The organism is Lysobacter sp., assembly GCF_035655815.1.
Lineage (GTDB): Bacteria > Pseudomonadota > Gammaproteobacteria > Xanthomonadales > Xanthomonadaceae > Lysobacter_J.
The window spans coordinates 1-14,298 of record NZ_DASRTS010000011.1 but is presented as its reverse complement, the minus strand read 5'-3'; the positions used below and the strand labels follow the sequence as shown (position 1 = coordinate 14,298).

General features: G+C 68.5%; 12 protein-coding genes and 1 pseudogene. 7 read left to right on the top strand and 6 right to left on the bottom strand.

Going from position 1 to position 14,298, the window contains the following annotated elements:
- Positions 1-34: 34 nt before the first annotated feature.
- A complete protein-coding gene (locus VFE83_RS01880) occupies positions 35-1,183 on the bottom strand; it encodes a LysM domain-containing protein (protein WP_324903172.1) in 1,149 nt (382 codons plus the stop codon).
- 192 nt (positions 1,184-1,375) lie between these two features.
- Here VFE83_RS01880 and def point away from each other — a divergent pair, with 192 nt between their 5' ends.
- The 4 genes and pseudogenes from def to VFE83_RS01860 all read left to right on the top strand — a co-directional run.
- Positions 1,376-1,891: a peptide deformylase gene (def, locus tag VFE83_RS01875; protein WP_324903171.1), complete on the top strand. Its 516-nt coding sequence runs from the start codon at positions 1,376-1,378 to the stop codon at positions 1,889-1,891.
- Between the two features lie 166 nt (positions 1,892-2,057).
- Complete coding sequence (fmt, locus tag VFE83_RS01870) at positions 2,058-2,975, top strand: methionyl-tRNA formyltransferase (protein WP_324903170.1); 918 nt, start codon at positions 2,058-2,060, stop codon at positions 2,973-2,975.
- A gap of 77 nt (positions 2,976-3,052) precedes the next feature.
- Positions 3,053-4,357 carry a 16S rRNA (cytosine(967)-C(5))-methyltransferase RsmB gene (gene rsmB / locus VFE83_RS01865; RefSeq protein ID WP_324903168.1) on the top strand — a complete coding sequence of 435 codons (1,305 nt, stop codon included), beginning with the start codon at positions 3,053-3,055 and terminating at the stop codon, positions 4,355-4,357.
- A gap of 47 nt (positions 4,358-4,404) precedes the next feature.
- Positions 4,405-6,078: pseudogene (locus VFE83_RS01860) on the top strand (ArnT family glycosyltransferase); the annotation flags it as partial.
- 177 nt (positions 6,079-6,255) lie between these two features.
- Here VFE83_RS01860 and VFE83_RS01855 read toward each other — a convergent pair.
- Positions 6,256-7,107 (bottom strand): glycosyltransferase family 2 protein, encoded by an 852-nt coding sequence (locus VFE83_RS01855; protein WP_324903166.1) that lies wholly within the window; start codon positions 7,105-7,107, stop codon positions 6,256-6,258.
- On the bottom strand, positions 7,104-7,937 hold the full coding sequence (locus VFE83_RS01850; RefSeq protein ID WP_324903165.1) for a glycosyltransferase family 2 protein: 834 nt from the start codon (positions 7,935-7,937) through the stop codon (positions 7,104-7,106). The genes VFE83_RS01855 and VFE83_RS01850 overlap by 4 nt, the downstream gene beginning before the upstream one ends.
- Positions 7,938-7,956: 19 nt before the next feature.
- Here VFE83_RS01850 and VFE83_RS01845 point away from each other — a divergent pair, with 19 nt between their 5' ends.
- On the top strand, positions 7,957-9,009 hold the full coding sequence (locus VFE83_RS01845) for a CDP-glycerol glycerophosphotransferase family protein (RefSeq protein ID WP_324903204.1): 1,053 nt from the start codon (positions 7,957-7,959) through the stop codon (positions 9,007-9,009).
- A gap of 10 nt (positions 9,010-9,019) precedes the next feature.
- On the opposite strand, the gene VFE83_RS01840 is transcribed toward VFE83_RS01845, so the two are convergent.
- From VFE83_RS01840 to VFE83_RS01830, 3 genes are all read right to left on the bottom strand, one after another.
- The gene (locus VFE83_RS01840) at positions 9,020-10,456 is read right to left on the bottom strand and encodes a PH domain-containing protein (protein ID WP_324903203.1); all 1,437 of its coding nucleotides are present in this window, start codon (positions 10,454-10,456) and stop codon (positions 9,020-9,022) included.
- Positions 10,457-10,526: 70 nt separating this feature from the next.
- The gene (locus tag VFE83_RS01835; RefSeq protein WP_324903164.1) at positions 10,527-11,030 is read right to left on the bottom strand and encodes a PH domain-containing protein; all 504 of its coding nucleotides are present in this window, start codon (positions 11,028-11,030) and stop codon (positions 10,527-10,529) included.
- 107 nt (positions 11,031-11,137) lie between these two features.
- On the bottom strand, positions 11,138-12,070 hold the full coding sequence (locus VFE83_RS01830) for a lauroyl acyltransferase (RefSeq protein ID WP_324903163.1): 933 nt from the start codon (positions 12,068-12,070) through the stop codon (positions 11,138-11,140).
- Between the two features lie 80 nt (positions 12,071-12,150).
- On the opposite strand from VFE83_RS01830, the gene dtd reads away from it, so the two are divergent.
- Both dtd and rpoD read left to right on the top strand, forming a co-directional pair.
- Positions 12,151-12,591 carry a D-aminoacyl-tRNA deacylase gene (gene dtd, locus VFE83_RS01825; RefSeq protein WP_324903162.1) on the top strand — a complete coding sequence of 147 codons (441 nt, stop codon included), beginning with the start codon at positions 12,151-12,153 and terminating at the stop codon, positions 12,589-12,591.
- Between the two features lie 74 nt (positions 12,592-12,665).
- The coding region (gene rpoD / locus VFE83_RS01820; RefSeq protein ID WP_324903160.1) for an RNA polymerase sigma factor RpoD at positions 12,666-14,298 on the top strand (1,633 nt) is incomplete at its 3' end.

Below are 14,298 nucleotides of genomic sequence, written 5' to 3'. Positions count from 1 at the left end.
GTAGGAATCGTCCGGAACGTGCCGGCGCGGGTCCTTAGTTGGTCGCGTCCGGGTGCTTCAGGCGATAGCCCAGGCGGGTCGGACGGATGCCGTCCATGACCAGCGCGTAGCTGACCTTGTCGAAGGTGCGGAACACCATGACGTGGCTGGCGAACTCGTCCGGCATCTTGACCTTGCTGCCGCGGCTGAACGCATCCGGGCTGCGGTCCGCATTGCCGACCACGCGGTCCACTTCGACGCTGCCCTGGCGCCAGGTCGAGAACACCGTGCCGTTGTCCACGCCGTCCAGCGAGCCGACCGACAGCGCGACCACGTCGCGGGTGCCGCCGGTGGTGACCATGTCGGTGACGGCGATGATGCGCGCCTTCTCGACCGGGATCTCCTGGTTCGGCGCGTGCGGCATGAACTGCAGGTCGTACGGCTGCGCCTCGACGGGGATCAGGCGGTCGCCGACGCGCACTTCCGTGCCGATACCGTCAATGACGAACGTGGCGGCTTCGGCATCGCCGACGATGCCGCGGCTGATCGTGCCGGTGGTCATCTTGGTCAGCTCGTAGCCCAGGAAGTCGCCGCCGCTCGGCGGGATCTGGTAGGCCCACAGCGACTCGGTGCCCCACAGACGCTTGCCCTGGAAATCCAGCGACTGCGCGCGGCGACCGGAGTTCTCGCAGCAGCGGTCCGGATCGATGCTGACGTAACGCTGGGTCGGGCGCACCACCATGTAGCGCTGGCCGGGCTGCGCGTCCGGCAGGCCCTTGATGTAGGCGACCTGGTTCAGGCTGCTGCGCAGGCGGTCTTCTTCCAGGCCGACCACGTACGGCAGGCTCTCGAACTCGTCGACGACGCGCAGGTCCTTCAGGAAGGCCTCGACGTCGGACAGCGGGATGGCGTTGATCGGCGCTTCCTGGCGCGGGCCTTCCTGCACCGCGACGCGGTCGAGGTAGGCCAGCGACAGCACGTCGCCCGGGTAGATGAGATGGGGATTCTTGACCTGCGGGTTGGCCTGCCAGATCTCCGGCCACAGCCACGGCTTCTTCAGGAAGCGGCCGGCGATGTCCCAGAGGGTGTCGCCCTTCTTCACCACGTAGGTGTCCGGATGTCCGCCCGCGATTTCCGCGGCGACGCCGTAGGTGGCGATGGTGAGCAGCGCAGCGGCCATCACCGTGCGCAACGGTTTGAACATGATGCCCATCTGGCAATCCCCTTACCGCCCCTGACGCTGCCCCCGGCAGCTTCCCAGCACGCTCGTGTGAGAGCGGGGCCCCGCGGCACTATAGCCCAGAAGAACCGCGGGGTTGCAAGCGTTGGCAGACGATAACGGGGTTACAATCACGCTACTTCTTGTGGTTGTGACACACGCCCCCATTTCGACGCCATGACCCTGCTTCCCATCCTCGAATTCCCCGATCCGCGCCTGCGCACCGTCGCCGCGCCGGTCGATCCCGCGCGTGTGACCAGCGCCGAATTCCAGACGCTGCTCGACGACATGTTCGAGACCATGTACGAGGCGCCGGGCATCGGTCTGGCGGCCAGCCAGGTGGACGTGCACCAGCGCTTCATGGTCATCGACGTCACCGAGGAGAAGAACCAGCCGCTGGTCTTCATCAATCCGGAGATCGTCGCGCGCGATGGCGAGCAGGTGTACCAGGAGGGCTGCCTCTCGGTGCCCGGCATCTTCGCCGACGTCACCCGCGCCAACCAGATCACCGTGAAGTTCCTGGACCGCAACGCGCAGGAACAGGCGCTCGATGCCGACGGCCTGCTGGCGGTGTGCATCCAGCACGAGATGGACCACCTGGCCGGCAAGCTGTTCGTCGACTACCTCTCGCCGCTCAAGCGCGAGATGGTGCGCAAGAAGCTGGCCAAGCAGCGTCGCCAGGCCGCAGCCTGACGTTTCGCCAGCGGAAGCGTATGTGGCGGGCGGGGAACAGTCGTTTCCCGCTTCATTGCTTTCCGCAGGCTGCCATCGTCGTAACGCCTGACGACCTGCGCTGTATCTAACGCGCCAGCGCCGTGTCCCCCTTGCCGTTTGACCTTCCCTCGTTCCTGGACTCCGCATGCGCCTAGTCTTCGCCGGCACCCCCGACTTCGCCGTTCCGTGCCTGCGCGCGGCCGCGCAGCGCAACGAGGTGGTGGCGGTGTACACGCAGCCGGACCGTCCGGCCGGGCGTGGTCGTGAGCTCACGCCTTCGCCCGTGAAGCGCGAGGCGCTGTTGCGCGGCATCCCGGTGCTGCAGCCGGAAAACTTCAAAAGCGCGATCTCGAAGGATGCGCTGCGCGCGCTGGAGCCGGACCTGATGATCGTGGTGGCCTACGGTCTGATCCTGCCGCAGTCGGTGCTGGACATCCCCACCTACGGCTGCTGGAACGTGCACGCCTCGCTGCTGCCGCGCTGGCGCGGTGCCGCGCCGATCCAGCGTGCCATCGAGGCCGGCGACACCCACAGTGGCGTATGCCTGATGCAGATGGAGAGGGGGCTGGATACCGGTCCGGTACTGCTGTCGCAGTCCACGCCCATCGGCGAGCACGAAACCGGCGGGCAGCTGCACGACCGCCTGTCGCAGCTCGGCGCGCAGGTGCTGTCGGACGGGCTGGGCCTGTTGCGCGCGAGCCTGCGTCCGGTGCCGCAGCCGCAGCCGGAAGAGGGCGTCACCTACGCGCACAAGCTGGACAAGAGCGAAGCGCGTCTGGACTGGACGCAGCCGGCGCGCACGCTGGCGAACAAGGTGCGGGCGTTCAATCCCTGGCCGATGGCCGAAGCGATGCTCGCCGGCGAGCGCCTGCGCTTGCACGGTGCCATCGCCCTGGACGAGGCGCATGGCGCTGAACCCGGCACCCTGCTGCGCGCCTCGCGCGACGGACTGGACGTGGCCTGCGGTGACGGCGTGCTGCGCATCCGCGTGCTGCAGCGCGAAGGCGGCAAGGCCATCACCGCCGCCGACTACCTCAACGCGCGTCGCGACCTCGTCCGCTGACGCGTCCGTACGCGTCGCTGCGCTATGGATGAGCCGTCGCCCGCGCCGAAATTCCGCGAACTGTCGCTGGAGCACGCATGAAGCCTTCCCCCGGCGTACAACCCCGCGTGATCGCCGCCCGCGTCGTCGACGCGGTGCTGCACCAGGGCCGCTCGCTCAAGGCCGAACTCGCGCAGGCGCTTCCGGCGCTCGCCGATCCGCGCGATCGCGCGCTGGTCGAGGCGATGTGCTTTGCGGTGCTGCGCGAGCCGGCGCGCTTCGAGGCCGCTCTCTCGGCGTGGATGCCCAAGCCGCTGCCGCGACGCGACAACGAGCTGAAGGCACTGTTGTATGTTGGGCTGGCGCAACTCGATCCGCTGGCCTTGCCGGCGCATGCCGCCCTCGCGGCGACGGTCGATGCCGCGCGCTCGATGAAGCGCAACCACCAGGCCGGGCTCGTCAACGCGTTGCTGCGCCGCGCGCAGCGCGAAGGCATTGCCAAGGCCGACGTTCGTGCGCACTGGCCACGCTGGCTGCGTGAGCGTGTCGTCGCCGACTGGCCGCAGGACGAAGAGGCCGTGTTCCAGGCCAGCGCCGCCGAGCCGCCGATGTGGTTGCGCGTGAATCGTCGGATGACCGCGCCCGAGGCGTATCGCGACCAGTTGGCACAGGCCGGACTGCACGCGCAGACCGACGATGCCGCGTCCGACGCCCTGCGCCTGGACGCGCCGGTTCCGGTGGCCGCGTTGCCCGGCTTCGACGACGGTGTCGTGTCGATCCAGGATGCCTCCGCGCAACTCGTCGCCGATGCGCTGGCGCCAGCCCACGGTGCACGCGTGCTCGACGCCTGCGTCGCGCCGGGCGGCAAGGCCGCGCACCTGCTCGAACGCGACCCATCGCTGCAGCTCACCGCCGTCGACATCGATGCGCAACGCCTGCAGCGCGTGCGCGGCAACCTGCAGCGCCTCGGCCTGCACGATGCCGCGCGGCTGATCGCGGCGGATGCGGCGGATACCGCGGCGTGGTGGGACGGCGTGCCATTCGATGCGGTGCTGCTGGACGCGCCGTGCTCGGCGACCGGCATCGTGCGTCGCCAGCCCGACGTGCTGTTGCATCGCCGCGCCTCCGACTTGGATGCATTGGGCGCCACGCAGGCGCGCCTGCTCGACGCGCTGTGGACCACCGTCGCACCCGGCGGCGTGCTGCTGTACGCGACGTGCTCGATCCTGAAGGCAGAGAACGAAGCGCAGGTCGATGCGTTTCTCGCGCGCACTCCGGATGCGCAGGCCGAGTCGCTCGATGAGCGCTACGGTCGTGCGGCCGGCCCCGGTCGTCAACGCTTGTCCGGCGAACGCGGTTACGACGGCTTCTACTACGCACGACTGCGCAAACGGCCGGCGTAACGGGTTTCCAACTCCGCTGAAGCAGGCCGCGCTTATCATCCGCAGCCATGCCGACCTCCGCCCCAACCAGTACCGCGCGCCGCGACACCTGGGTGTTCTGGATCATTGCCGTGCTGGTGCTCGGCGCAGGCATTGGCCTGCGCGATCCATGGCCCGCCGACGAGCCGCGCTTCACCCTTGTCGCCAAACAGATGGTCGAGAGCGGCGACTGGTTGTTCCCGCATCGCGGCCACGAGTTGTATTCGGACAAGCCGCCGTTGTTCATGTGGCTGCAGGCGATCTTCTACTCGCTGTTGGGCAACTGGCGCATCGCCTTCCTGCTGCCGTCGTTGCTGGCAGCGCTGGGCACGCTGTGGTGCGTGGTGGACTTGGGCACGCGGCTGTGGACGCGCCGCGTCGGCGTGTATGCCGGCTACGCGCTGCTGTTCGCGCTGCAGTTCACCTGGCAGGCCAAGAAGGCGCAGATCGATCCGCTGGTGGTGTTCTGGATCACGCTGGCCAACTACGGACTGCTGCGCCACGTGCTGCAGGTGGCGCGCAATCGCGGGCCCGACTGGACGATGTGGATGCTCGGCTGGGCCGCGGCCGCGCTGGGCACGATCAGCAAGGGCGTGGGTGCCATCGCGCTGCTGATGCTGCTGCCTGCGGGCATCGCGTCGCTGCGCGGCTGGGACGTGAAGGTCCACGTGCGCAGCGCGAAATTCTGGCTGGGGCCGCTCGCGTTCGTGCTCGCGGCCTGCGTGTGGCTGGTGCCGATGCTGGTCGCCGCCATCGGCAATGCGAGTCCGGAGTACCGCGCCTACGTGGACGACATCCTGGTGCGACAGACGGCCAAGCGTTACGGGAACTCGTGGGATCACGGCCAGCCGTTCTGGTACTTCCTCGAAGTGATGGCCACGATGTGGCTGCCGACGATCCTGGCGCTGCCATGGGCGATTCCGGCATGGCGCCGCCGCCTGTGCCGACGCGATCCGCGTTACCTGCTGCCGCTGGCGTGGTGGGCGCTGGTGATCGTGTTCTTCACCATTCCCAACGGCAAGCGCGACATGTACATCCTGCCCGCGCTGCCGATGATGGCGCTGGCGCTCGGCCCGCTGCTGCCGGGCCTGATGCGCAAGCTCGCCGTGCGTCGCGTGGCGTGGGGCTTCACCGCGCTCTTCGCGGTGGCGCTGCTGGCGGGCGGCTTGGCGATATGGTTCGGCGATCCGGGTTTCGAGCGCCGCTTCGTTGCCGAACGTTCGCTGCAGGACGAATCGCGCACGTTGGCGGCCGCCATCGCGGCCATTGGCGCGTTCGGCATCGGCTGCCTGCTCTGGGCGGGGCGACGACGTCCGTTCGCGGCGATGATCGCCACGCTGTCGGGGCTGTGGGTGGTATTCGGCCTGGTGCTGGCGCCGCTGCTCAACGACTCGTCATCCGCGCGCGGACTGATGACCGAAGTCGGCCGCCGCATCGGCCCGGACGCCGAACTTGGCCTGGTCGCCTGGCGTGAACAGAACCTGCTGATGGCCGACCGCAAGGTCGCCGAGTTCGGCTTCAAGGTCGACTTCAAGGAACAGATGCGTCGCGGCCTGGCGTGGCAGGCGCAGTCGCCGCAGACGCGCTGGCTGCTGGTGCAGGACGTCGCACTGGCCGAATGCGTCGACGTCGCGCGCACGCAGCACCTGGGTAACGCGAACCGCCGCGGCTGGACGCTGGTGCCGGGTGAGGCGGCGTCTGGCTGCCGGTGAATTCGTTTCGACGCGGATCGACGCAGAGAACGCGGATAAAGCGAAAAACTTGTAGGAGAACAATCGTCGAATGCGATGGTTGCTGGCCAGCCCTACAACGCACCGCCGCTTGATTCGCCTTTTGGCGTTATCTGCGTTCTCTGCGTCCATCTGCGTCAAAAAGAAACGCTAGCCAACCTCGCGCAGATCCGGCAACGGATGCTCGGCGAATTCGGCGATGTGGCGATCCAGGCCGAGCGGGCTGCGCACGCGGCCGGTGGCGCGGGTGTCGGCGAGCAGTCCGTCATTCGGGCTGGCACCCTCTTCGTGGCGCTCCTGGTGGTAGAGGTGGGTCGCCAGCCCGGCAAAGCGCAGCGACCGGCGCTTCAGACCGGCGTGGAATGCGCGCACGGCCAGGTCCTTGTCCTCGCGGCCCCAGCCTTCGAAACGCTCGTCGAAGCCGTTGAGCTTCACCAAATCCGAGCGCCACCAGCCCTGGTTGCAGGTCTTGATCGCGTTACCGCTCTGGCCTTCTGTCGTGCGCAGCGACAGCGCGGCGAGCGGCGGAATGCGCAACGTATGGCGGCGACGCGTGAGGCCGCGGTCGAAGAAGCCGAGTTGATCCGTCTCGTGCGAGAGCAGCCGCTCGCGGCCTTCCTCGTCGGTCAGCACGCGCATGCCCTGCACGAACGTGCCGGGCTTGGCCGCCCAGACGTGGTCGGCGACGAAGCGCGGATGCGCGACCATGTCGCCGTCCAGCAGCAGCACGTAGTCGCCCGACGTCGCCGCGATCGCACGATTGCGCGCCAGCGATACGCGGAAGCCCTTGTCCTCCACCCAACTGTGGCGCAGCGGCACCGGGTAGTCCGTCGCGACGCGCTCCAGCATCGCGCGCGTGTCCTCGCGCGAGCCGTCGTCCGCGACGACCACTTCGTGCGGCAGCCTGTCCTGGCGCGCGAGCGCCTCCAGCGCCAGTTCCAGCGCCTGCGGCCAGTTGTACGTGGTGATGACCACGCTGGGGCGCAGGGGCTGGCCGCTCATCGCTCGGCTCCCGGTTCGGGTGTCGTGACCGGTTGGCCGTTCTGCAGCATCCACAACATGATGGTCTTCTGGCGTACGTAGTTGGCGCGGACGTAGGCGTAGACGAGCCCGTGCCAGCCGTCGAGGAAGCCGCCGCGCAGCACGTAGCCGCGCCAGAACCGCCAGGCCGGCGACAGCACCAGCTTGCCCGGCGTGGCGCGCTTGCCGCGTGCGTAGTCGTGCTCGGCCATCATGCGCGCGTAGCGCTGCGTCTTGACGAGCTGCTGCTCCAGCGAACGGTACGGGTAGTGGATCAGGTCGCCTGCCAGCGTGCGCACGGGACCATCGACGCTCGCCGCCTCGTGCACTTCCCGCTTGCCGCGCCACCCACCGCGGCGGCGATCGAACAGGCGCAGCACGCGATCCGGATACGCGTTGCCGTGACGCAGGAAGCGCCCGAAGTACTCGCTCAGGCGCGCGAAGCGATAGCCCGCAGCGTCGGCAAATCCGCCGGCTCGCGCGGCCTCGATCGAGGTGCGCAATGCGTCGCCTACGCGCTCGTCCGCGTCCAGGCACAGTACCCAGTCGTGCGCGGCCTGCTCCACCGCGAACTGCTTCTGGCTGCGGAATCCATCGAACGGGCGCTGGATGACGCGCGCGCCCAGCCCCGCCGCGATGTCCGCCGTGGCGTCGGTCGAATGCGAATCCACCACAACCACCTCGTCGCAGAACGCCAGCGAGGCGATGCAGTCGCCGATGCGGTCGGCTTCGTTGAACGCGATAATGCAGGCCGAGACGGGCACCGCGCGTGCATCCGCCTGCCGCGACGGCGCCGCCGGCGTTTCGTGCATCGATGGATTCGAGGAAGCGTTGATGGCCGACTACCTGTTGTTCGCGAGCGAGCGCTATGCACTGCCCATCCTGCAGCCGCTGGCGCAGGCGCTGCAAGCGGCCGGACACGGCGTGCACGCCTGGTTCGTGGACGGCGCGGCCGGTGCCGCGCTGCCGCCGCCGGTGCGCATGATAGGCCTGCGCGAGGCGGTCGCGCTGAGGCCCCGTGCGGTCTTCAGCGCCGCGAACTGGGTGCCCACCTTCGTCACGGGCGCCAAGGTCCAGCTCTTCCACGGTTTCAACGTGGAAAAGCGCTCCGATCAGCGCGGTCACTTCCGCGTACGCGGGCTGTTCGACCTGTACTGCACGCAGGGCCCGGCGACCACCGCGCCCTTCCAGGCGCTCGCGGCGCAGGCAGGGCATTTCGCAGTGGTCGAGACCGGCTGGCCGAAGCTCGACCCGTTGTTCCGGGACGATGGCGGTGCCGCGGCGCACATGCGCGCGCCAGCCGGAACGCGCCCGGTGGTGATGTTCGCGTCGACGTTCACCGAACGGCTGAGCGCGGCCCCGCACCTGCTCGACGTCATCGCTGCGGAGGTTGCCCGCGGCGACCGCTACTGGCTGCTGACCCTGCATCCCAAGTGTCCGCCGGAGCTGTTCCAGCGCTATCGGTCGCTCGTGGGGCCCAACGCGACATTCTTCGAGACCGAACAACTGGTGACCGCGCAACGCGCGGCCGACGTGCTGCTGGCCGACACCACATCGGTAGTGTCGGAGTTCGTTGTGCAGCGCAAGCCGGTGGTGACGTTCCGCAATCGCGCGCCGAAGCCGCACATGCTGGATTTCGACGATCCCAGCCTGTTGCCGGCAATGCTGGAACGTGCGTTTGCGCCCACGCTGGAGCTGCAGCAGGCGCTGACGGCATACGCCGACGCAATCCATCCGTATCGCGACGGCCGCTCATCCGAACGCGTGCTTGCCGCGACGGAAGCGCTGCTGGGTGGCGAACTGGGCCGGCTGCGTCGCAAGCCGCTGTCGACGTGGCTGCGGCGGCTACAGATTCGCCAACAACTGGGCTACTGGGGTCCGTAGCCGAACGTGATCACCAGCGCAGCGGCCGCTTCGCCAGCGCGCGCGACAAGGTTTCGTACAACGCCCGCGCCTCCGCCACCGGCAGGAAACGCACCCGCAAGGGCGGCGACATGGCTCCCGCGCCGGCCGTGTCCAGCCACAGCGTCGCGGTGCCGCAGCGGCGGTCGATGGGCGAGCGTGTCAGGTGCAGGGCCTGCAGCTTGTCGAGTTCGGCGAAACGCCAGTGGCGGGTCCACCAGCCTTCGCGCACGGCGATGAGTTCGTCGCTGGTGGCATACGCCGCGCGCAGGGCACGGCGGCGCGCCTTGAACGCGGCCCATGGCAGCCAGGCCAGTGCCAGCAGCCCCCACGCGCCGAAACGCCACGACAGAGCCACCGTCGCGATGGCCACCAGCGGCAGCGACGGCAGGAACAAGCGCCACCAGCTCGACGCCGGCAACGGTTGCCACTGCAGCTGCGGCCAGCCCGCGCGCGGCAGCAGGTGGGTGATGAGTTCGTCGCAGGCCTGCGGCGTGGCGATCGGCGCCAGCTCGCGCAATGCGCGCTGCTGCTGGCCGTCTTCGGCCACCGCGGTGTCGATTTCCAGGCTGCGGCGCTTCAGCCAGCGATGCAGCACGCCTTCGCGCAGCGTCCAGGCCTGGATCCGGCGCCGCGACGCGCTGGTGCGCCAACGTGCGAGCAGGCCGCGTTCCACGGTGAGGCGCCGGCCGATCTCGCTCAGGTGGAAGCCGTAATACTGCAGCAGCGCCAACAGGATCGAGAACAGCCGCAGCGCCGCGACCACCAATGCGACGAGCGTGAGCCCGGCGGCGACGTAGTGAATGACGCCGAAGTCATGCGAGCCGGCGTAGCCGAACATCCATTTGCTCACTACTTCGAACGTGTTCGGCAGCACGCGCGGACTGGCCTGCGACACGGCCGCAGCGGCAGCGCCGACCACGATCATGCCGCGGTTGGACACCAGTCCGAGCCGCAGCACCTCGCCGAGCGGCATCGCGAGCAGCGTGGTGCCCGCGGGCTCGGTGGAGGTTTCTCCCGCGACTGCTGCAGCACCGCGGCGACGCACCAGCGCTTCCAGCGCCAGTGCATCGTCCAGACGCAACACGCGCATTTCCGCCTCGGGCTTGCGGCCGCCGGCCGACTCCAGGCGCACCTCGGCCACGCCGAACAGCCGGTGCAGCATCGACTGCTGCAGCGCGACGTTGTGGATGCGCGCGAACGGAATCACCCGCAGGCTGCGTTCGAGCAGGCCGCTGCGCACCACCAGGTGGTCGCCGGCCACGCCGTAGCGATAGGTGAAGTACTGCCACAGCGACAGCAGCACCAGCGCGCCGACGCCGATCAGCGGCCAGAGCTCATCACGATCGCCGCGGCCGAACACCACCAGCACGAACAGCGGCAGGATGAACTGCTTGAGCTGCTGCAGCAGCACGAACAGCCACGACATCGGATGCAGGCGGCGTTCGGCTGCAGTGGCATCTGCGGGCGACGCGGGCGGCACGCCCGGCGGCAAGGGCTCAGGCGTCGTCATCGTGATCGATCTGCCGGCCCAGCCGGTCGCGCAGGCGCTCGGCGTCGCCTTCGTCCAGGTGCGGCACGGTCACGGCGCTATGGCGCGTGCCCGCGGTGTGCACCACGAGCGTTGCCAGACGGCGCTGCCGTTGCAGCGGTCCGCGCTTGAGGTCGAGGTGTTGCACACGCGTGGCGGGCACGCGGGTCTCGCGCTGCCACAGTCGGCCGCGCCGGATCGCCAGGCCGTCGGCATCCAGCTTCCAGTACGTGTAGCGGTATTGCTTGCCGCCGATCCACGCGCCCAGCACCAGCGCGACCGCCAGCAGCGCCGGCACGATCAGCCACGTATCCAGCATTCGCGACAGCACGAAGCCCGGCACCGCGCAGGCGAACACGAACGGCAGCGTCGCGCCCAGCACGCACAGCAGCCGGGCGCGCGCCGGCAACGGGTGCCAGTCGGCATCGGCCAGACCGTCGGCGATCGGTGCTGCGAGGGTGGAGTCGTTCATTCACTCATCTCGAAGACGTTGTACGGCTGCACCCGGTCTCGCGTGGAATGGTATGGCGCTGGTCGATGCGCAGCGGACCGTCCTCAAGGCCAGTTCGTGCGCGGCCGCTAGCGATTCCAGTACGGGTTCTCTTCCCCCGAACCCGGCGGCCGCAGCGTATAGCGTTTGTAGGTCCACTGGTATTGGGCGGGGTCGCGGCGCGCGATGCCCTCCACCGCTTCGTTGAGTGCGGCCACCGCCACTTTCGGATCGGGGTCGGACACCGCTGCGGGCGCGGCCTGGATGTGCAGCGCGAAGCCGGGATGGTCGGCGTGCGTGTCCACGCGCTCGCACCAGGCGAACAGCACCGCAGCGCCGGTGCGCGAGGCCAATCGGCCCAGCAGCGTCATGGTCAAGGCCTGCACGCCGAAGAACGGCGCGAATTCGCCGTCGCCCGCCTTTGGTTGCTGGTCGGGAAGGATGCCGACCACGCCGCCGTCGTTGAGGCGCTTGAACAACTGCCGGATGGCCGGCCCCTCCGCGCGCACCTGGGTCACGCGCTCGGCTTCGCCCGGCTGCTCGTGGTCGGCGCGCACCAGGTTGAGGAAGGCCTCGACCACGGCCGATTCGGGCGGCCGGTACAAGATCGCCAGCGGCGTGCGCCAGGCCAGCCACTGGTTGAGCAGCTCCCAGTTGCCGTGGTGCGGGGCGGCGATGATCACCCCCTTGCCGGCGGCGATCGCCTGGTCCATCAGTTCCGTGCCGTGCTGCTCGCGCAGCAGCGCCAGGTTCTCGGCGTGCGGGCGGGTCCACAGACGGACGGTCTCCAGCACCTGGCGCGCGGTCGTCCTGAGGATCGCCGCGTGCAGCGCGTCGCGCTCCGAGGGCAGAAGCTCGGGGTAGGCCAGTTCCAGGTTGATCCGCACCACCCGGCTCTCGCGCACGTCGCGCCAGCGCCACCAGGACGCGAGCAGGTCGCCCAGGCGCAACAGCCACGGCCACGGCAGGCGGCCGACCAGGGAGGCGAGGGCGTACAGCAGGCGCGCGGCGATCCGGTTCATCCGCACCAGTCTACCGGGCGAGGTTGACCCGCCCGGGCGCGCCCGACAGCATCGGCGCTCCGGTCGTACGAAGGCTCCGCATGCTCGCCCTTATCCAGCGTGTCACCCAGGCCAGCGTCGTGGTGGAAGGGGAAACCGTCGGCGCCATCGGTCCCGGACTGCTCGCGTTGGTGGGGGTTGAACCGGAGGACGGCGGGCCGCAGATCGCGCGCATGGCCGACCGGCTGCTCGGATACCGTGTATTTGCCGACGAGGCCGGACGCATGAACCGCAGCCTCGCCGACACCGGGGGCGGGTTGCTGCTGGTCAGCCAGTTCACCCTGGCGGCCGACACCAGCAGTGGCATGCGCCCGGGCTTCAGCACCGCCGCGGCACCGCAACTGGCTGAACCATTGTTCAGCCGTCTGGTCGAAACCTGCAGACAAAGGCACGCCGGGGGGGTGGAAACGGGGCGGTTCGGCGCCCATATGGTGATCAGCCTGGTCAACGACGGCCCGGTCACCTTCCTCCTGCGGTCCTGAAGCGCCGTCCCGACCGGGCTGGCCTGTTATACTGGAACGTTCCCCATCCTCTCACTAGCGCGGTGGCGCAGCCCATGGCCAACGAACGTCAGCCCCCCTCCTCCGATATCAAGCAGTTGATCAGCAAGGGCCTGGAGCAGGGCTACCTGACCTATGCCGAGGTCAACGATCACCTGCCCGACGACCTGGTCGATGCCGAGCAGATCGAAGACATCATCGGCATGATCAACGGCATGGGCATCGAGGTCCACGAAGTGGCCCCCGATGCCGAAACCCTGCTGCTCGCCGACGGCGGCACGGGCAACCGTGAAGTCGACGACACCGCCGCCGAAGAAGCCGCCGCCGCGCTGACCGCGCTGGACGGCGAGGGTGGCCGCACCACCGACCCGGTGCGCATGTACATGCGCGAAATGGGCACGGTCGAACTGCTCACCCGCGAAGGCGAAATCGCCATCGCCAAGCGCATCGAGGAAGGCCTGGGTCAGGTGCAGGCATCGCTGGGCGTGTTCCCAGCGACGATCGCCTCGATCCTCGAGGACTACGAGCAGCACAAGGCCGGCAAGAAGCGTCTGGCCGAGATCATCGTCGGCTTCAACGACCACCTGGACGAAACGCCCGAGCCGCCGGCTCCGGTCGTCGAGGCCGTGGACACCGATGCCGAGGCCGACGAGGACGAGGAAGACGTCGCCGAGGGCGAGACCGAAGAGGTGGTGACCGGTCCGGATCCGGTCGAAGTCGCCGCGCGCATGGAATCGCTGGCCGACAACTACCAGAAATTCCTCAAGGCGTACGCCAAGCACGGCCCCGCGCACAAGAGCGTGCTCAAGCTGCGCGAGGACATGGCCGCGGTGTTCGTCACCTTCAAGCTGCCGCTGCCGCTGACCGACGTGCTGGTGAAGAACCTGCGCGACGTGGTCAACCAGATCAAGGACCACGAGCGCCGCATCCTCGATCTGTCCACGCGCGTGGCCAAGATGCCGCGCAAGGACTTCATCCGCGCCTGGGAAGGCAACCAGACCAACCTGGAGTGGGTGGACGAGCTGCTCAAGCGCAAGCAGAAGTGGTCGTCCGGCCTGCGCGAGGTGAAGGACCAGATCATCGCCGAGCAGGAAGCGACCATCGCGCTGGAGAAGACCTCCTACCTGGCGCTGGCCGACATCAAGGACATCTCCCGTCAGATGGCCTACGGCGAAGCCAAGGCGCGCAAGGCCAAGAAGGAAATGGTCGAGGCCAACCTGCGCCTGGTGATCTCGATTGCCAAGAAGTACACCAACCGCGGCCTGCAGTTCCTGGACCTGATCCAGGAAGGCAACATCGGCCTGATGAAGGCGGTGGACAAGTTCGAATACCGCCGCGGCTACAAGTTCTCGACCTACGCCACCTGGTGGATCCGCCAGGCGATCACCCGCTCGATCGCCGACCAGGCGCGCACCATCCGTATCCCGGTGCACATGATCGAGACGATCAACAAGTTGAACCGCATTTCCCGCCAGATGCTCCAGCAGTACGGCCGCGAGGCCACGCCGGAGGAGCTGGCCAAGGAAATGGACATGCCGGAAGACAAGATCCGCAAGGTGATGAAGATCGCCAAGGAGCCGATCTCGATGGAAACCCCGATCGGTGACGACGAGGATTCCCATCTGGGCGACTTCATCGAGGACACCAACGTGGAGTCCCCGATCGAGAACACCACCAACATCAACTTGT